A 17,925-nucleotide genomic window follows, 5' to 3' on the forward strand; every position below is an offset into this window, starting at 1 on the left:
CCAAGAACGAGGGTCTTGAGACACAGTTATGGTAGATAAATCCGGTCAATTGCGCCGACGCCAGGGTGAGTCAGGGTCTCAACGGGCTCAGATACTAAAACAGTTGGAGCAATCACTGCGCAAACATTGGCGCCTGGGGCAGAATATGGTGCTGTGCTGGGCACCTGACCCAAAGGGTGTGCTGACACTGATGGTCCCCCATTACTTTTTGGGTAACCTCACCGCGGGAGAGCGCAGCGGTGAGCTGGCGGAAAAAGAGCAGTTTGTGAGTGCGGTTATTGGAGGCTCCTGCCTGAAGAGTCACGGGGAGATTTTTAGTATTGCCCAGCGACTGGGTGTATCTACCAGTTTCATAAAGCTCGATGGCGTTTTGGGGGAAGACCCCGAGATGCTAGCGGCGGCCGACGCTATTATTTCAAGCTATGGAATCAGCTATGTCGGCTCTCGTGCGGTGCTACTTTTTGACATTGCTGAGTTCTCCCTCTACACCCCTTTTGAGCAGGCGAGCCAACTCAATTCCCTGTCTTATTCAATGAACTCAGCCTACAACAAGCTGCAGCGTCAGGGCGTCGATGTGAATTTCGCTAGAACTACCACCGGCGATGGATATTATGTTTGGAATCGCGATCAGGGCGCTTACCCCGATCTAGATATGTTGTCTTTTTTGCTGCTGATCTTAATTGATAATGCGGTAGCCAGAGGGCAAGCGTCGGGGAATACAGTGCCGGTCATTCGATCCGCTTTTCATATTGGTAGCCACTACGAGTTGTTTCAGGCTGAGGGTGTAAACCCCTCAGTTTTGAGCTACATCGTGGGAGATGTCACCATTACTCTGGCTAGAATGCTCGAGTCTGCACGAGCCGGACAGATTATTTTGGGTGATTTTCGAGCGAATTTGCCCGATCGTGATGGCGTTTATGGCGCGCAAGAATTCGTGGCGCAGGCCATTGCTGAATTGAAAGAGCTTAACAAACTGCGCATAGCAGGGCAGTCTCTGGCGGATATTCGAGCTGTGACCTCTCAGGAGGGGGCTTTGCAGAACCTGTCGATGATTGATAAGCACGGCATGACTCTTGAGGCATTGAATTTGGAGCTTGAAGTTGAGCTGGCCGATGAAAATTTGAGCCTAGGGGTACGCTAGCCTTGAGTCAGACTGAAGCGACGTTGGGAGCGTGTACAGTTGTACCTGCGACTGCTGGGGCATGGTCGATCGCACAGCGTATTGCAGATCAGTTGAGCTGTCGGGTGGCGCGCCGTGCTGATGAGGTGATTTCTCCCGTCGCCCTTTTTGTTGATCACGATGATTTGTGGCTGCAAAAGCGTTCATCAGAGCAGGCGAGCCCGGTGCGGGTAGATTTCGCATCCCCAGGACTTCAGCACCGACGTAAGAGCGGACAAAATGAACTGTTGGGTAGGGCCGTAGGGGTCAAGGGTGACGTCAGGCCATCGGTGTTAGATGCGACCGCCGGGTTAGGGCGGGATGCTTACGTTTTAGCTGACCTCGGGTGCTCTGTCACTCTAATTGAAAGATCCCCGGTGCTAGCTTTCATGCTTGAGCAGGCGCTGGAACGAGCGTCGATTTCTGCCATTGCGTCGGTCCAGTTGGCGTGCTCTCGGATGCAACTGCAACCCGGAGACAGTCGCAATTACAACACTTCAAAAGAAACGGTTATCTACTTGGATCCCATGTTTACTGAACGTCGAGGGTCCGCCGCGGTAAAGAAAGATCTCAGTGTATTGCAGGCACTGCACGGCAGTTTGGAAAACGAAGACGAGCAACTGCTTGCCTGGGCAATGTCACAACCCGTGCGGCGTGTCGTTGTTAAGCGCCCTTTGAAATCGCCCGCACTTGATCTTCGAAAGCCGTCACATACCATCAAGGGGAAGGCTGTGCGGTTTGATGTTTATGCACTCTAGGAGATTGCTATGTCAGCGTGTCTGGTAACGGGCTGTGCTCGTGGTGGTAAGACAGTTTTAAGCTCCAGAGTCACCGATGCATTGAGTCAGGGTGATGCTTGTGATCGGTTGCGACAGTCAGAGCCGTTGGCGCTGCTTGTGTTGCGTTGTGAGCAGCATTCCCCCCTTATAGAACCCGGCAGGCAGCATGAGCTCGAAACACTTCAGTCGTTTATTGAAGCGCCCTGGATGTTGCTTCAGACGGCGCTTGGCTTAGCCAGTCATGCTGGATTGAAAGTTGTCTTGGAGCTACCGCAACCAACCGACGCATTAACGAAGTCGGTAGCTGCATTTTGGTCATGTTGGTTGGAGTCTCGAGATTCTCCAACGGGAACCTCGGCATGTGAGGTTGAGCTGCGGTCGCTTAGTGAGCCGCCAGCAGGCGTGTCATGATGCCAAAGTAAATGGCGGTGAGTCGGGGGATATCATCGAGTGAAATATGCTCGTCGACTTGATGTATCGAAGCATTAATGGGCCCCAGTTCTACAATTTGGGTGCCGGTTTTCGCGATGAACCGTCCGTCGGAGGTCCCCCCGCCCGTCGACAATATTGGGGCTGTTCCCGTGATGGACTCAATACTGGCCGCGACCGCATCGACCAATGCACCAGGCTCAGTCAAAAAGGGTTCGCCGCTCAGTCGCCATTCAATATCAAATTCAGAGACGTGCTGACTCAAAATTTGCTCGCAGCGGCTACGTATCGTGGTCGCGTCAGTCTCCGTTGAGAAACGCACATTAAACTGTGCCGTCAGTGTGCCCGGAATAATGTTGGTAGCGCCTGTGCCCGCTTGAATATTTCCAAACTGTAGGCGAGTGGGCTCGAAGAACGCGTTGCCTTGGTCCCAAGGCTCCTTCGCGAGTGCATCGAGGGCCAAAAATGCCGAGTGAATCGGGTTGTCTGCGAATTGGGGGTAGGCGATGTGACCTTGTTTGCCCCGGATTGTGATCACCCCATTAATGGAACCGCGTCGCCCGTTTTTTATGACGTCACCTAGAGACGCAGAGCTTGAGGGCTCGCCGACCACGCACCAGTCAAGACGCTCTCCTCTGGAGATCAGTTCATCAACAACTCTGACTGTTCCGTCTGTTGCAGGACCTTCCTCGTCTGCGGTGATCAAAAAGCCCAGGCGCCCGGAGTGATCACCATGCTGTTTGGCGAAAGCCTCTGCCGCCACGGTCATGGCTGCAAGGCTCGCCTTCATATCGGCGGTGCCTCGGCCATAGAGCACACCGTCGCGCTCAGTAGGTATAAAGGGCGGTGTCGACCATCGTGTTTCGGGTCCCGTTGGAACGACATCAGTATGACCTGCGAAAACGAGCGTGCCTTCACCCTTGCCGCGGGTCGCCCAGAAATTATCGACCTCCCCAAAGCGCATGGGCTCGCAGTCAAATCCGGCAGCTGTCAGTCGCTGCATCAGTATTTCCTGACAGCCTGCATCGTTGGGCGTAACGGACGGACACTCTATGAGTTGGCGGGTCAGCGCAACGGCTGCTGCCCCGTATTCAGTTGTTGGCATGAAGGCTCTCATTCAATTCAATGGCCGAGCGGTTAGTGAGGCACTCTACAGTGCCCGACGTGCTATTCCGCCTGAATAATAGGTCTGACTTTCCTGCGAGGTCGCGGGCTGAGACGGTTTCCACGGGTTTTCTCGCACCATCTAAAAGTGTCACTTTGGTACCCGCCGTTATGAATAGTCCAGCTTCGATCGTGCAGCGATCTCCCAAGGGGATCCCCAGTCCGGCGTTGGCCCCAATCAAACACTCTCGGCCTACTGAAATAATAATATTGCCGCCTCCAGAGAGGGTTCCCATGGTAGAGCAGCCTCCGCCTAGATCTGAGCCCGCACCCACCCAGACGCCTGCTGAAATTCGCCCCTCGATCATGCCGGGTCCTTCTGTTCCACCGTTGAAGTTGATGAAGCCTTCGTGCATCACCGTCGTTCCTTCACCTAGGTAAGCGCCCAGTCGGATTCTAGCCGTGTGGGCAATGCGTACACCGCTTGGCACTACGTAATTTGTCATTTTGGGAAATTTATCGACGCTCGCGACCTCGAGCACACTTCCTCGCAGGCGTGCATCCAGCTGGCGCTGTGCCAGATCGTTCAGGCAGACGGCGCCCTGATCTGTCCAGGCCACATTGGGCAGTAACGCAAAAAGCCCTTTAAGTTCGGTGTCGTGGGGTTTGACTTGGCGATGGGACAACAAGTGCAGCTTTAGATACGCATCCGCAACGGTCTCTGGGGCGGCGTTGTCGGTGAGTGTGGTCGCTAACACCTTGCCACTATAAGATTTTAGCTGATCGGCAACAGCCGCCTGCTCACTGGCGCCTACCGCAGCAAAGTTACTGCTGAGCTCTGCGAGTTGGCTCTCATCGAGAGGGCCCGACACACCTTGTACCACCGCGGCAAGATCGCCTCCGATGTTGCTGAGCGGGTTAGGGTAAAAGACGTCTAGTGTCTCGCTCGCGGTATTGTGGGTAGCAATACCCAGTCCAAATCCATGCACCATGCTCATGGTCGTCTCCTGTAAATGTTCTAAAATTTATCGTTGAAAGCGAATGGCATAGTCGGTGGCGCTAAAGCCTACAGCCGTCTCGCCTTGGTGCTCTAGCACCGGTCGCTTGATCAGCGTTGGGTGGTCGAGTAAGAGTGCTATCGCATCCCCGCTCTCTGCCGCCAACCGCTCTTGTTCAGAAAGATTTTTCCAAGTTGTACTGCGTTTATTGAGCAGCGCTTTTTGACCCACGGCATCGATCCAATGGCGCAGCTGCGTTGGTGAAGGGGCGGTTTTTCTAAGATCCACGAATTGATAATTTAGGTCTTCAGACTCGAACCACTGCTTTGCTTTTTTAATGGAATCACAATTGGGTATACCGTAAATCACAGGGTCCATAAGAGCTCCTACACTCATCAATTAGGTCATGCAGGCCATAAGCCTATCAGAATCAGGGTTTGTTGATTTTTTTTGGGTGTTTGCGAAGGGGGTAACAGGTGGTACATATTTCGCAGACCCGACCATCACAGCCTCGGGCTGTGCAGTACTCCCGGCCGTAAAAAATAATTTGCAAATGGAGGTCATTCCAGCGGGATTCTGGGAACACGCGTTTGAGATCCCGCTCGGTTTCGACAACGTTTCTGCCTCGGGTCAAACCCCAGCGCTGGGCAAGACGATGAATATGGGTGTCAACAGGAAATGCAGGGTGGCCCCAGGCCTGAGCCATCACTACGCCAGCGGTCTTATGGCCAACTCCCGGCAAAGCTTCAAGCGCTTCGAAAGTCCTAGGAACTTGAGCATCATGCTGGGCAATCAAAATCTGACTCAAGCCCTTAATCGCTTTGGATTTCTGTGGAGACAGCCCGCAGGGTCGAATGATGCTGCGAATAGCCTCGACTGAGAGTTCAGCCATGGTTTTGGGTGTATCGGCGGCGGCGAACAATCCCGGGGTCACCTGATTGACCCGCTCGTCGGTGCACTGCGCGCTCAGTAAGACCGCAATTAAAAGTGTAAAGGGGTCACTATGATCCAGGGGTACCGGAGGTTTTGGGTACAGTTCAGCGAGGCGCCTGTCGATAAAAGTGACGCGCTCCCCTTTTGTTAGATTTTGCGGTGTAGAGGGTTCAGGGGCCATAGTTTTACCAGCCTTGCTCGAGTGCTTGAACGATCCGCTGTGCGGCTTCAACGCATGTTTCCTGATCGGTGACCAGTGCCATGCGGATACGGTTCTCGCCCGGGTTCTCGCCATTGACCGTTCGGCCTAAAAACTGTCCAGGGAGAACCGCGACGTTGCAGCGTTTCAGTAACTCACACGCAAATTCCAAGTCGTCAAAGGGCGTTTTAGGCCACAAGTAAAAGCCTGCGTCTGGAGTGGTGACGTCGAGCTGTGCAGATAATATGGGCACCACGGCTTCAAATTTGGCGCGGTAAGCAGCTCGGTTCGCCACTACGTGGGTTTCATCGCTCCAGGCAACGGAGCTTGCAATCTGGTGGTGAGGTGGCATGGCGCAGCCATGATAGGTTCGATACTGCGTAAATTTTTTAATAATGTCAGCGTCTCCCGCGACGAAACCTGATCGCAGCCCAGGGAGGTTGGAGCGCTTTGATAAGCTATGAAAGCACAGACATCGAGTAAAATCGTGGAGCCCCATGTTCGCCGCAGCGCTAAGAAGGCCCGTGGGTGGTGCCTGTTCGTCGGGATAAATTTCGCTATAACATTCGTCGCTAACGATAACAAAATCATGCTCCTGAGCGAGGGTAATGAGGGCCCGTAGCTCGGCCTCGGCCATGACCGCACCCGATGGATTCCCAGGATTGCAAATGTACAGCAGCTCCAGCTGTGCCCAGTCATCGGCAGTGACGTTGGAAAAGTCGGGCTTGAATTTGTTGCAACTGTCGGCCGGAACGAATGTGGGATTTGTGCCCGCTAGCAATGCTGCTCCCTCGTAGATTTGGTAAAACGGATTGGGGCTCATAACTCTTCCCGGCTCGCCGGGGGTCACTAAGGTCTGGGCAATTGCAAACAAAGCCTCACGAGTGCCGTTCACCGGCAGGACCTGAGCATCAGCATCAATCCGTGGCAGCTCAAACCGCCGCTCTATCCAGCGCGCGATACTCGCCCGTAACGACGCTGAGCCCGTGGTGGAGGGGTAGTGACTGATTTCACCGAGGGCTTGGGTAAGTGCTTCTATGACCACTTGAGGCGGGGCGTGCTGAGGTTCACCAATTGTCAGTGCTATTTCAGGCAGGTTTGCCGCCGATATGCCTTTAAATAATTGGCCCAGTCGTTGAAACGGATAGGGCTGTAATGCTGCTAAACCCGGATTCATAGACGATTTTGCAGCTCTGTGTCTAAAGACTGCTTTATCGCATCCTCCAGACGAATCAATGCTTGGCTGTCGCTTATGCTATTGCCATCACTTGTGGTGACAAAAAAGACATCCTCTACGCGCTCGCCCAATGTCTGAATTTTTGCCGCCTGCAGTGATACGTTTTGGGCCACGAAAACCGCACCAATATTGGCGAGTAGCCCAGGGCGGTCGGGGGTGGCAATCTCAAGTACCGTCCAGCCGCGTCGATCGTCTTGATGAACTGATGTCTCTGTGGGAATGACGAATGATTTTTGCCGACGTGGTGTGTGTCGAGTGACGGTGCGGATCTCTTTCTGAGTCAGCGCAGCAGACAGCCCGTCTCTGATGCTCTCAAGGGTAGTGATATCTCCTGAAACCGGGTTGCCATCGGCCTTCAGCACATAAAACGTATCTAGCGTTGCGCCATCGCTCCCTAAATAAATTCTAGCGTCGTTCACACTCAGGTCTAAGAGTTCCAATTGGGCGCAAATACGAGCAAAGAGATCGGGGCTGTCAGGCGCATGAACAAAAATTTGTGTTGCGTTGGCTACGGTTGAATCGCTGCTTTGCCGAATTAGGACTAGCGCTTGCTCGAGATTGCTATGGTCTGCGATGGACTCGGTATGCCAGGCAATATCATCCGGGCGCTCTCTTAGGAAATAGTCATCGCCTCTCAACGCCCAGATGCCTTCGATGTCAGCTTTAATAAAGCCTCGATCCTCTAGCAACTCCAAAGCCGCTTGACGAGTTGTATCAACCACACTCTGGCGGTCTACGGGATTTTCCAGTCCTCGAATAAGCGCTCGGCGGGTTTCCGTATAGGTCTGACGTAGCAGAGTGCTGCGCCAGGCATTCCAAAGCTCGGGATTCGTGCCGTGAATGTCAGCGACGGTGAGGGTATACAAATAATCTAGGCGCTCTTGCGTGGCCACATGTTTGGCGAAGAGGGCGATCTCATCGGGATCCGAGATGTCTTTGCGTTGTGAGAAGGAGCTCATCAGTAGATGGTTGCGCACTAACCACACCACTAGGTCGGTATCGGTTTGGCTGAGACTGTGTCTCTCGCAAAATCCCTGTGCGTCGACGGCACCTAACTCGGAGTGATCCCCCCCGCGACCCTTCCCGATATCGTGGTAGAGCGCCGCGATGTAGAGCAGCTCGGGCGCCCTAAGGCGCTGGGCGATTCTTGTGGAGACTGGAAATTTATCGGTGTAGTCGGCGCGCATGAATCGGCGGGTATTGGCGAGAACCTCAAGGGTGTGCGCTTCAACGGTATAGGCGTGAAATAGATCGAACTGCATTTGCCCCACGATACGCCCAAATTCTGGGAGGTACCTGCCCAGCAAGCCATGCCTAGCCATCCGGCGCAGTTGCAAGGTGACGCCGTGTGGTGAGCGAATGAGATCCATGAACAGCTTTTGATTGAGTGGGTCTGCTCTAAAGGGGGGATCGATGAGGTCGTGGGCGGCTCTTAACAGCCGCCAAGTTCCCGGGGCAATTCCGCTGATATCAGAGTTATTGGCGAGGACAACGAACACCTGCAACAGGTTTGAGGGTTCTTTGATAAAAACGTCATCTCGCCTTGCAGAGAGCAGGCCGCCTATCACCTCAAAGTCGTCGCTAAGCAGTCGGGCTTTTTCGCGATCATCGCTGTGCAAAATTTGTCGCTCGAAAGCCTGCATGACAAGCTCACGCAGTTGCGCCAACGCCTGTGCCCAGCGATAGTAAACTTGCATAAATTGCTCTACCGCAAGTTTTTCACCGTCAACCATTTCCCAAAGTTGAGAGAGCTTCTGTTGTTGTTCAAAAAGCAGACGATCTTCTTCTCGACCGTTTAACGTGTGCAGCGCGAAACGCACTTGCCCGATAAAATTTTGGCCAGCTTCCAACATCCTCTGCTCATCGGTGTTGAGAAAGTCAGCTTCATTAAGGTCCTGTAATGCAACGTCATAGTGGCGTTTGGCAATCCAGCCGATGACCTGAATATCCCTGAGTCCACCGGGGCCGTTCTTGACGTGAGGCTCCAAATTGCTTTCGGTGTTGCCAAAATGGTCGTGGCGCGACTCGGTTTCCTCAAGCTTCGCCTTATAAAAGGCTTTGCTGTCCCACATCCGATCAGCATCGATATAGCCTTTTAGTTGTGCAAATAGCTCAGTGCTCCCGGCAATGCAGCGCGCCTCAAGCAGAGACGTAAAAATGGTGAGATCCTCCCGAGCTAGGGTTTCGCACTCGTCCAGCGTCCTGACACTAGATCCAACTTTGAGGCCGATATCCCAAAGATTTCTCAATAGTTCGGAAAGTTGTGCTGCGGTGCTTTCGTCGGGGGGATGTGTGACTAGGATTAACAGGTCAATATCGGAGAATGGATAGAGCTCACCGCGGCCGTAACCACCTACGGCCGCAAGTGCTAAATCTGTTCGCTGATCCAGATAAAAGCGCCACAGATGGGTCAGCACATCGTCTACCGCCGCTGAGCGAGCAGATAGTAGGGGCCAGACCGGACTGGTCGGGTGAAAGTCCCCCGCAATTTCTTCAGTGATCTCCGCAAGATATCGCTGGCAATCTTGCACAGGTTGGTCTGAATGGCTAATAGGCTTGGCCATGAATCGCGCTCTCTAGGGTCAACTCAACAAGGCAGGATTTCGGGAGTTCTTTTGGTAAAGACTTCACACCCATCAGCGGTGACCGCGAGAGTGTGCTCCCACTGCGCGGAAAGTCGTCCGTCACGAGTGGTCACGGTCCAGCCATCTTTCGTGTTGAGCTTGGTATGACGTTTTCCTGCATTGATCATGGGCTCGATAGTAAAGGTCATGCCTTCGGTAAGAACCTCCCCCAAGCCTGGAGAGCCATAGTGGAGGATTTGGGGCTCTTCGTGAAAAATTTGCCCAATGCCATGGCCGCAATACTCGCGAACGACGGAATAATAATTTTCTTCCGCGTAACGTTGAATCACGTGACCGATGTCTCCCAAGGTCGTTCCGGGTCGAACAATCTCAAGTGCCTTGTAAAGACATTCCTGCGTGATACGCATCAATCGCTCTGCATGGGGTGCCACATCGCCCACGCCGACCATAATGCTGGTGTCACCATGCCAGCCGTCCTTGATCACAGTAACGTCGATGTTGATGATGTCACCATTGCGGAGCTTTTTGTTGTCTGAGGGGATGCCATGGCAGATTACATCGTTCACCGAGGTGCAAATGGACTTGGGAAACCCGTGGTAATTTAAGGGAGCTGGAATGGCTTGCTGGACGTTCACGATGTAATCGTGGCAAATGCGGTCTAGCTCTCCCGTAGTCATTCCGACTTTGACCAATGGCTCTATCATCTCCAGAACTTCAGCAGCTAGGCGGCCTGCAACGCGCATGCCCTGCAGCTCTTCGGGGGTTTTGGGGGTAGCAGCCATGCCAGTTCACATCTCTTGTCCGGGGGTGTGTGCATTGTAACCAAAGGACGCGCTAATGTCCTTTTTCCTTCTCCAATTCGTAGAAATATGGTATAACGCGCGCCTCGTCGGAATGAGTCCGGCGGGGCGAGGGTGGTTGCCTTCGCTTTAATGTCGACTTCACACATCAAAAAAGCTGGGCCGGGTGCCGTTTTTCGGTTGGACTTAGCGGACGTGTGACGATCAAAACCCAAACCTCAGGAAGGTATTTATGGCTCAAGTAAGCATGCGCGACCTGCTGCAAGCAGGCGCCCACTTCGGACACCAGACCCGTTTCTGGAACCCCAAAATGGACCAATTCATTTTCGGGGCGCGAAACAAAATACACATTATCAATCTCGAGCACACCGTACCGGCGTTCAATGACGCGCTTAAACACGTCCAGCGCCTTGCTAGCAACAAAAGCAACATTATGTTTGTAGGCACTAAGCGGGCGGCTGGTAAAGTAATCGAAGAGCAGGCTGCTCGCTGTGGTATGCCTTATGTAAGTCATCGTTGGCTGGGCGGCATGCTCACCAACTACAAAACCGTTCGCTCATCTATAAAGCGGCTGCGTGAGCTTGAGGATCAGGAAGCTGACGGTACTTTCGCCAAGCTGACAAAGAAAGAGGCGCTGATGCGTACTCGCTCTAAAGAAAAGCTAGATCGTTCCGTCGGTGGAATCAAGGATATGACCGGTTTGCCTGACGTCCTCTTTGTGATCGACGTCGATCACGAGCGAATCGCCATTACTGAGGCGAACAAATTGGGTATCCCCGTCATTGGCATCGTCGATACAAATAGCAATCCCGATGGTATTGATTACGTGATTCCCGGAAATGATGACGCGATTCGAGCCATCAGGCTTTATGTGAAAGCTGTTGCCGATGCCGTTTTGGAAGGCAAAGCTGAGCGAGGCGAAGTGCCCGCCGCTGATGAGTTTGTCGAGGTCGAAGAAGCGCCAACAGACACAGCCGAATCGGCAGAGGCCGACGCCTAAGATTACGCCGCGCCTCGCGCGGCTTTTTTTTAATCAGCGGGGCGAACGCCCTGCAACACACTAACAGAGCTTTGTCGGAAATGACTTCCGAGAGGGCGTTATGAGGGATATAGCATGTCAGCAGCATTGGTGAAGGAGCTTCGAGAGCGCACAGGATTGGGGCTCCTCGAGTGTAAAAGAGCGCTGAAGGAAGCCGCTAACGACATTGACGCAGCCATCGAGGCTTTGCGTAAGTCCAGCGGAATGAAGGCAGCGAAAAAGGCGGGCCGAATAGCAGCCGATGGTGTTGTAACAACGCGAATCGCCGAGGATGGCAGCTTCGGAGTTTTGGTCGAAGTGAACAGTGAGACTGATTTTGTTGCTCGAGATGAGAGCTTCTTGGGTTTCGTGGGCTCGGTGGCTGATGCGCTTTATGAAAACCGGTCTGCCGATGTTGAGGCACTGAAATCAGGTTCCATTGAGGCGGCTCGTGAAGCGCTGGTGCAAAAAATAGGAGAAAACATCGGCATCCGCAGGGCCTCTATGGTCACAGCAGAAAGCGGTGTTGTGGGAAGCTATGTGCACGGCAACAATAGAATCGCCGTGCTTGTCGAGTTGCGCGGTGGTGATCAAGACCTCGCTCGCGACGTCGCTATGCACGTCGCTGCGGTCAACCCTCAGGTGGTATCTCCGTCGGACATGCCCGAGGAACTCCTCGAAAAGGAGCGCGATATTTTTACCGCTCAGGCACAAGAGTCTGGCAAGCCAGCAGAGATCATTGAAAAAATGATTGGCGGACGCATCAAAAAATACCTTGCCGAGAACAGCCTTTCAGAACAGGCTTTTGTCAAAGACCCCGATGTGACAGTGGGAAACCTTGTCAAAGCGGCGGGTGCAGAAGTTCTGTCTTTTTCACGCTTTGAGGTTGGTGAGGGCATTGAGGTGGATAAAGTTGATTTTGCCGACGAGGTCGCCGCCCAGCTCAAGGGGTAAATTTGATGCGGCCCTACTAACATTGGGGTCGCAACAAGCCGGCCAAACGATTTTTTGTTGGTCATATGTCGCTTAGTAAGCACCGGTCAGGAACTTACACCCTGACTTACGACTCAAGTGTCCGGTAGGATAGGCAGTCTTGAGGAAGGAGAAGACCTGTGGCGAGCGAAAAAATAGTCAAACGAATTCTGCTCAAACTCAGCGGTGAGGCACTCACCGGTGAAGAAGCGTTTGGAATCGATCCTAAAGTACTGGATCAGCTTGCCCTAGAGGTCGGACAGTTAGTTGGTATCGGCGTGCAGGTTGGTCTGGTTGTCGGCGGCGGCAACCTCTTTCGCGGTAAGGCGCTTCAGGCCGCTGGCTTGGATCGGGTAACCGGCGACCATATGGGCATGCTGGCCACTGTGATGAACGCACTGGCACTTCGCGACGCCCTCGAGCGCTCCAATATTGCGACTCAAGTCATGTCAGCTATCCCTATGAGTGGCGTTGTCGACCATTACGACCGCAGAAAGGCCATTCGCGCGTTATCCAACGGAGACGTTGTTATCTTTACCGCGGGAACCGGCAATCCGTTTTTTACAACCGATTCGGCAGCGTGTTTGCGTGGCATCGAAATCAACGCCAATCTCGTTTTGAAGGCGACCAAAGTCGACGGCGTTTACAGCGCCGATCCAATGAAGGATGCAGCTGCTGAGCGCTTCGACCAGCTGACTTTTGATCAGGTTTTGGATCGCAAGCTAGAGGTGATGGATTTAACGGCAATTTGCCTATGCCGTGATCATAATTTACCCGTTCGTGTCTTCGATATGGCACAGCGAGGTGCGCTACTCAGTATTGTCAGGGGTGGCTCAGAAGGTACTTTGATTAGCTGATGGGCGGTCCCAGTAAGGGACCTGCTGCAATACAGGAAAAAAAGCATGATTGACGATATTCGCATTGAAACTGAGGAGCGCATGGTCAAGGCCGTGGATGCTCTGGGTCATCATTTCAATAAAATTCGAACGGGTCGGGCGCATCCTAGCCTACTTGATGGCATCAAGGCTGAATATTATGGGTCGCTCACGCCGCTGAATCAGTTGGCAAATATTACCGTTGAGGATGCTCGTACTCTGGCCGTTACTGCTTTTGATAAGAGCATGACGCCGACTATTGAAAAAGCGATTATGAAATCTGACCTGGGACTTAACCCTGCAACGGCGGGTGACGTGATGCGTATTCCTATGCCTATGTTGACAGAGGAAACCCGGCGCGGGTTCATTAAACAAGCGAAGGCTGAAGCTGAGGCGGGCCGGGTGTCCATTCGCAGTGCCCGACGTGATGCAAATGGCATGCTAAAGGAGTTACTTAAGGATAAAGAAATTTCCGAAGATGATGAGCGCCGTGCTCAGGACATTATTCAGAAACTGACCGATACGTTTGTCGCCAAGGTAGAGGAAGCTCTAGCGGCGAAAGAAACGGATTTGATGGAAATCTGAGGGAGTTTCTGGCCCAAGTGCCGACAATACGATGAATACACCCTTCCAATCCAACCTCGTTAACTGGCGGCCTGAACCCCAGCACATCGCCATTATTATGGACGGTAATGGGCGTTGGGCGAGTCGTCGAGGGCTACCCGTGCCTGCAGGACATCGCGCGGGTGTGGAGGCGGTGCGTGCTGCGCTGAAAACCTGTAAGGAAAAGGGTATCAAGGCGCTCACCTTATTTGCTTTTAGCAGTGAAAATTGGGGGCGACCCGAAACTGAAGTTCGAGCTTTGATGGCACTGCTTTGTCATTACTTGCGTCGCGAGGTGGAACAACTGCAACGAGATAATGTCCGTCTCCGTTTCATCGGACGACGGGATCGGTTAAGTGGTCGTTTGCAGCGGTTGATGGGCCGCAGTGAAGAGTCAACGGCGCGCAATACCGGGGCCACACTAACACTGGCAGTGGATTACGGCGGTCAGTGGGATGTGGTGGAGGCCGCAAAAATATTTGCGGGTGAAGTGGCTTCCGGGAAGACGACCCTCGATGAGATCACCCCTGAGCGGTTTGAGCGGGCGCTGTCGCTGGGTGATTTGCCCGCGCCAGACCTGTGCATCCGCACTGGTGGAGACGCTAGGATTTCTAATTTCATGCTTTGGCAGATGGCCTACGCGGAATTTTATTTTTGCGACGTACTTTGGCCTGACTTTGATGCGGCTGCCTTGACCCTAGCCATTGAGGACTTTCAGAGCCGCGAGCGACGATTCGGATTGCGCGGCGGCGATGATGCCCTTGTTCAGTCTCTGGACGCAGCTGGGAACGTCTGATCATGTTGCGTCAGAGGGTGATCACAGGGGTGTTGTTGGCATTAGCTTTTTTGGCGGCCGTTTATTTTTTGCGTTTAGAGGCACTGGCAATAATCTTTGGTGGGGTCGCGGCTGCAGCAGCCTGGGAATGGAGTGGCCTGTCCGGCATCAAATCCGTTCCGGTAAAAGTGCTCTATACCCTGACCTACATGGGGTTACTGATGGCGACTTGGGCGGCGCTTGCCATTGGCGAAGCGCCAGCCCCTGATGTTTTTCAGCCGTGGTTAGGTACTGCCTGCTTCTTTTGGTCTGTCGTTATGCTCATGGTTGAGAGTTATCCGGGCACCGCATGGATCTGGCGCAGTCGGATGAGCAGGGCGGTCTTTGGTTTATTTATTTTAACAACAACATGGCTGTCCACGATTTTCCTGCTCACGATGCCCAGCGGCACTGTGCTGCTCGTTCTAATGGTATTGGCTGTGGCATTAGCGGACATTGGCGCTTATTTTGCGGGTCGCCGATGGGGACGTCACAAGCTGGCTATCCGGGTAAGTCCTGGTAAAACTTGGGAAGGGTTTTGGGGAGGGGTAGTGTCGGTTGTCGTCCTCACCTGTGTCGTCGCTTATATGTTGCCCCAGCATATGGCACATCTCTCGTTGGTCACTTTGATTCTCTTGGGCCTTGCGGTCGCAGGTGCGTCAGTTTTGGGCGACCTGACTGTCAGCATGGTCAAGCGCGAGAGCGGCGTCAAAGACTCTGGAACCCTGCTGCCCGGACACGGGGGTCTTTTAGACAGAATCGATGGGCTGTGCGCGGCCGCCCCTGTGTTTGGGCTGGGATTACTTCTTGCAGGATACTGAGTTAAAACAGGTTGTCGTGTTGGGGGCTACCGGGTCTATTGGTCTTAGTACCCTAGACGTGCTCAATCGCCATACCGATCGCTTTCGCTTACACACCATCACAGCGCATCGCTCCGTTGAAAAAATGCTCGAACTGGTACTTGCCCATGAGCCTGCACAAGCGGTCATGGCTTGCCCGGATGCAGCCGAGCAGTTGGCTGCTCGGCTGCCCTCAGAGTTTTCCACTCGAGTGCTTGGCGGCGCGCGGGCGCTGATTGATGCGGCATCAGCCCCAGAGGTCGATGTAGTGATGGCCGCGATAGTAGGCTTTGCGGGCCTGAGACCCACGTTGGCCGCTGCAAAACATGGCAAGCGACTGTTACTCGCCAATAAAGAGGCCTTGGTGAGTGCTGGCCGTGTTTTCATGGAGGCGACGCGTACCGGTGGCGCTACACTGCTGCCGATCGATAGCGAACACAATGCCATGTTTCAGTGCATGCCGGCCAATGCCCAAGGCAGACCCCAATCAGCGGGAGTTGAGAAGATCTTGCTGACCGCATCTGGAGGGCCTTTCAGAGGCCGCCGCCGCAGTGATTTAGTGGGCGTGACCCCTGAAGAAGCTTGTGCGCACCCCAATTGGTCTATGGGTCGCAAGATCTCGGTGGATTCAGCAACACTGCTTAACAAAGGGTTAGAGCTCGCCGAAGCATGCTGGTTATTTGAGTGCACCCCTGACGACATCGACGTGGTGGTTCACCCACAAAGTATTATTCATTCTTTGGTGCGTTACGACGATGGTTCAGTGCTTGCACAATTAGGTAACCCAGACATGCGGACGCCGATTGCGTATGGCTTGTCCTGGCCTGAGCGAATTGATGCAGGGGTCTCGCCGTTAGATCTGGTTAGTGTGGCAAAGCTCGATTTTGAAGCTCCCGATTTAGAGGCCTTCCCTTGCCTGCGACTGGCACAAGAGGCCATCACCCAACCGGGAGGTATGTGTGTTCTTAATGCGGCGAATGAAATTGCGGTAGCTGCGTTTTTAGGGGGAGAGTTGGGGTTTACTGGTATTGATGACGTCATAGCAAACGCCTTGGAGCAGGTCTCGAGTAGCGAGCCAGAGAGTTTGGAGGCAGTAGAGGATTTGGATGGTCGTGCAAGGGCTTGCGCCCAAGAGCGTATTCAGCAATTAGCACGCGACTCAGGGGGTATGTAAGGCTTTGGAATTTCTCTGGACGGTGCTCACGGCGCTGATAACACTCGGTATTTTGGTGGCATTTCACGAATACGGCCACTTTTGGGTTGCTAGGCGTTGCGGCGTAAAAGTACTGCGCTTCTCAGTGGGTTTTGGTACGCCTCTGTGGCGAACTCAAGATGCCGATGGCACTGAATACACCATCTCGGCAATTCCTTTGGGCGGCTACGTGCGAATGCTTGACGAACGCGAAGGCGAAGTTGCGTCAAGTGAACTCCATCGCGCCTTTAATCGCCAGTCTGTTTGGTCACGCATTGCAATTGTCAGTGCTGGACCGTTGGCTAATTTCCTGCTGGCTATTTTTGTATTTTGGGTGCTGTTTTTGAGCGGCGAGAAAGGCATGGTGCCAATCGTCGACAGTGTTGAACCCGATTCACCGGCTTATTTTGCAGGCATTGAAGTGGGTCAAGAAATTATCAGCGTTGACGGCAAACCCACCCCAACCATTAATGCGCTGAGTTTTCGCCTGTTGGAGCGTTTAGGCGACTCAGGGTTCATTGAATTGGAGGCCCGTTATGCGGGCTCAGAGGTTCAGTACAGTTCAAATGCCCCTATTGACCGGTGGCTTGCAGGTATTGAGGCCCCAAACCCTGTTGGAGGTTTGGGTATTGCCCTGGCCTTCCCTCCAGTGCTGCCGGTTGTCGAGGAGACCATAGAAAACTCTCCTTCAGAGTTGGCTGGATTCCTACCGGGGGATCGGATTGTGTCCGCAGACAATCAGATTATGGCGAATTGGTCAGATTGGGTCGATTACGTTCGGGCTCGGCCGGGTGTTCCTATTGCCGTGGTTGTAGCGCGGGACCGATTGGAGGTGCCACTTAGCCTAACGCCGGAGGAGAAACTGTCCAATGGGGATACCATCGGCAGTGTGGGAATGTCTGTGCAAGCGCCCGAAATTCCTGCGGAAAGCCTGCGGGTCTTCGACAGGGGGCCATTCGACGCACTTTTGGCGGCTTTGCAGCGAACTTTTGACCTTATCGTGTTTACATTTGAATCAATTTTAAAGATGCTGCAAGGGTTAATTTCGACAGCCAATCTATCGGGGCCCATCACCATTGCGCAGGTGGCCGCATCGTCAGCAGAGTCCGGCTGGCAATCGTGGCTCGGTTTCCTTGCGCTGTTAAGTATTTCACTGGGGGCCTTAAATTTACTGCCTATTCCTATCCTTGATGGTGGCCATTTGCTGTTTTACATCATCGAGGCGTTCACTGGACGGGCTGTACCCGAGCGCATTCAGGGTTGGGGGTATCAAATGGGACTAATTATGGTGATGAGTCTCATGGCTTTTGCCCTGTATAATGATTTTAGTCGGCTGTAGATGGGTCGCTTATCAAGCTATTTCGAACCTGCCGCTGCTAGAGGGCAACG

At 53.4% G+C, this 17,925-nt stretch carries 18 protein-coding genes; 11 read left to right on the forward strand and 7 right to left on the reverse strand.

From position 1 onward, the window contains the following. The first annotated feature begins 28 nt into the window (after positions 1-28). The 3 genes from ACMAZB_RS04345 to ACMAZB_RS04355 are packed head-to-tail and all read left to right on the forward strand — an operon-like array spanning position 29 to position 2,349. Positions 29-1,141: a hypothetical protein gene (locus ACMAZB_RS04345; RefSeq protein WP_435219551.1), complete on the forward strand. Its 1,113-nt coding sequence runs from the start codon at positions 29-31 to the stop codon at positions 1,139-1,141. A gap of 2 nt (positions 1,142-1,143) precedes the next feature. Beyond that, positions 1,144-1,917 carry a class I SAM-dependent methyltransferase gene (locus ACMAZB_RS04350; protein ID WP_435219552.1) on the forward strand — a complete coding sequence of 258 codons (774 nt, stop codon included), beginning with the start codon at positions 1,144-1,146 and terminating at the stop codon, positions 1,915-1,917. Between the two features lie 9 nt (positions 1,918-1,926). Then, positions 1,927-2,349 carry a hypothetical protein gene (locus ACMAZB_RS04355; protein ID WP_435219553.1) on the forward strand — a complete coding sequence of 141 codons (423 nt, stop codon included), beginning with the start codon at positions 1,927-1,929 and terminating at the stop codon, positions 2,347-2,349. On the opposite strand, the gene dapE is transcribed toward ACMAZB_RS04355, so the two are convergent. The 7 genes from dapE to map are packed head-to-tail and all read right to left on the reverse strand — an operon-like array spanning position 2,321 to position 10,205. After that, entirely contained in the window at positions 2,321-3,472 is a 1,152-nt protein-coding gene (gene dapE, locus ACMAZB_RS04360; protein ID WP_435219554.1) for a succinyl-diaminopimelate desuccinylase, read from the reverse strand. The genes ACMAZB_RS04355 and dapE overlap by 29 nt on opposite strands. Next, a complete protein-coding gene (locus ACMAZB_RS04365; protein WP_435219555.1) occupies positions 3,459-4,469 on the reverse strand; it encodes a DapH/DapD/GlmU-related protein in 1,011 nt (336 codons plus the stop codon). Before ACMAZB_RS04365 ends, dapE begins: the two co-directional genes overlap by 14 nt. A gap of 27 nt (positions 4,470-4,496) precedes the next feature. Further along, positions 4,497-4,847, reverse strand: a complete 351-nt coding sequence (locus ACMAZB_RS04370) for an arsenate reductase (protein ID WP_435219556.1) — start codon at positions 4,845-4,847, stop codon at positions 4,497-4,499. A 52-nt stretch (positions 4,848-4,899) separates the two neighbouring features. Continuing rightward, complete coding sequence (gene nth, locus ACMAZB_RS04375; protein WP_435219557.1) at positions 4,900-5,583, reverse strand: endonuclease III; 684 nt, start codon at positions 5,581-5,583, stop codon at positions 4,900-4,902. A gap of 4 nt (positions 5,584-5,587) precedes the next feature. Next, positions 5,588-6,778 carry a succinyldiaminopimelate transaminase gene (gene dapC, locus ACMAZB_RS04380; RefSeq protein ID WP_435219558.1) on the reverse strand — a complete coding sequence of 397 codons (1,191 nt, stop codon included), beginning with the start codon at positions 6,776-6,778 and terminating at the stop codon, positions 5,588-5,590. Further along, positions 6,775-9,402 (reverse strand): [protein-PII] uridylyltransferase, encoded by a 2,628-nt coding sequence (gene glnD, locus ACMAZB_RS04385; protein WP_435219559.1) that lies wholly within the window; start codon positions 9,400-9,402, stop codon positions 6,775-6,777. Before glnD ends, dapC begins: the two co-directional genes overlap by 4 nt. Before the next feature lie 23 nt (positions 9,403-9,425). Then, complete coding sequence (map, locus tag ACMAZB_RS04390; RefSeq protein ID WP_435219560.1) at positions 9,426-10,205, reverse strand: type I methionyl aminopeptidase; 780 nt, start codon at positions 10,203-10,205, stop codon at positions 9,426-9,428. Between the two features lie 250 nt (positions 10,206-10,455). Between map and rpsB the strand changes: the two genes are divergently transcribed. The 8 genes from rpsB to rseP all read left to right on the forward strand — a co-directional run bounded on the left by rpsB (position 10,456) and on the right by rseP (position 17,875). Then, positions 10,456-11,223, forward strand: coding sequence for a 30S ribosomal protein S2 (rpsB, locus tag ACMAZB_RS04395; protein WP_435219561.1), 768 nt, complete (start codon positions 10,456-10,458; stop codon positions 11,221-11,223). A gap of 114 nt (positions 11,224-11,337) precedes the next feature. Then, positions 11,338-12,195: a translation elongation factor Ts gene (gene tsf / locus ACMAZB_RS04400; RefSeq protein ID WP_435219562.1), complete on the forward strand. Its 858-nt coding sequence runs from the start codon at positions 11,338-11,340 to the stop codon at positions 12,193-12,195. Between the two features lie 158 nt (positions 12,196-12,353). Continuing rightward, a complete protein-coding gene (gene pyrH / locus ACMAZB_RS04405) occupies positions 12,354-13,070 on the forward strand; it encodes a UMP kinase (protein WP_435214792.1) in 717 nt (238 codons plus the stop codon). Between the two features lie 45 nt (positions 13,071-13,115). Further along, complete coding sequence (frr, locus tag ACMAZB_RS04410; RefSeq protein ID WP_435214793.1) at positions 13,116-13,673, forward strand: ribosome recycling factor; 558 nt, start codon at positions 13,116-13,118, stop codon at positions 13,671-13,673. Positions 13,674-13,704: 31 nt separating this feature from the next. Then, positions 13,705-14,487, forward strand: a complete 783-nt coding sequence (uppS, locus tag ACMAZB_RS04415) for a polyprenyl diphosphate synthase (protein WP_435219563.1) — start codon at positions 13,705-13,707, stop codon at positions 14,485-14,487. Between the two features lie 2 nt (positions 14,488-14,489). Next, a complete protein-coding gene (locus ACMAZB_RS04420) occupies positions 14,490-15,326 on the forward strand; it encodes a phosphatidate cytidylyltransferase (protein ID WP_435219564.1) in 837 nt (278 codons plus the stop codon). After that, positions 15,313-16,518: a 1-deoxy-D-xylulose-5-phosphate reductoisomerase gene (locus ACMAZB_RS04425; protein WP_435219565.1), complete on the forward strand. Its 1,206-nt coding sequence runs from the start codon at positions 15,313-15,315 to the stop codon at positions 16,516-16,518. Before ACMAZB_RS04420 ends, ACMAZB_RS04425 begins: the two co-directional genes overlap by 14 nt. A 4-nt stretch (positions 16,519-16,522) precedes the next feature. Continuing rightward, positions 16,523-17,875 carry an RIP metalloprotease RseP gene (gene rseP, locus ACMAZB_RS04430; RefSeq protein ID WP_435219566.1) on the forward strand — a complete coding sequence of 451 codons (1,353 nt, stop codon included), beginning with the start codon at positions 16,523-16,525 and terminating at the stop codon, positions 17,873-17,875. The last annotated feature ends 50 nt before the right edge of the window (positions 17,876-17,925 follow it).

The organism is Luminiphilus sp. nBUS_07, from assembly GCF_051201685.1.
GTDB lineage: Bacteria > Pseudomonadota > Gammaproteobacteria > Pseudomonadales > Halieaceae > Luminiphilus.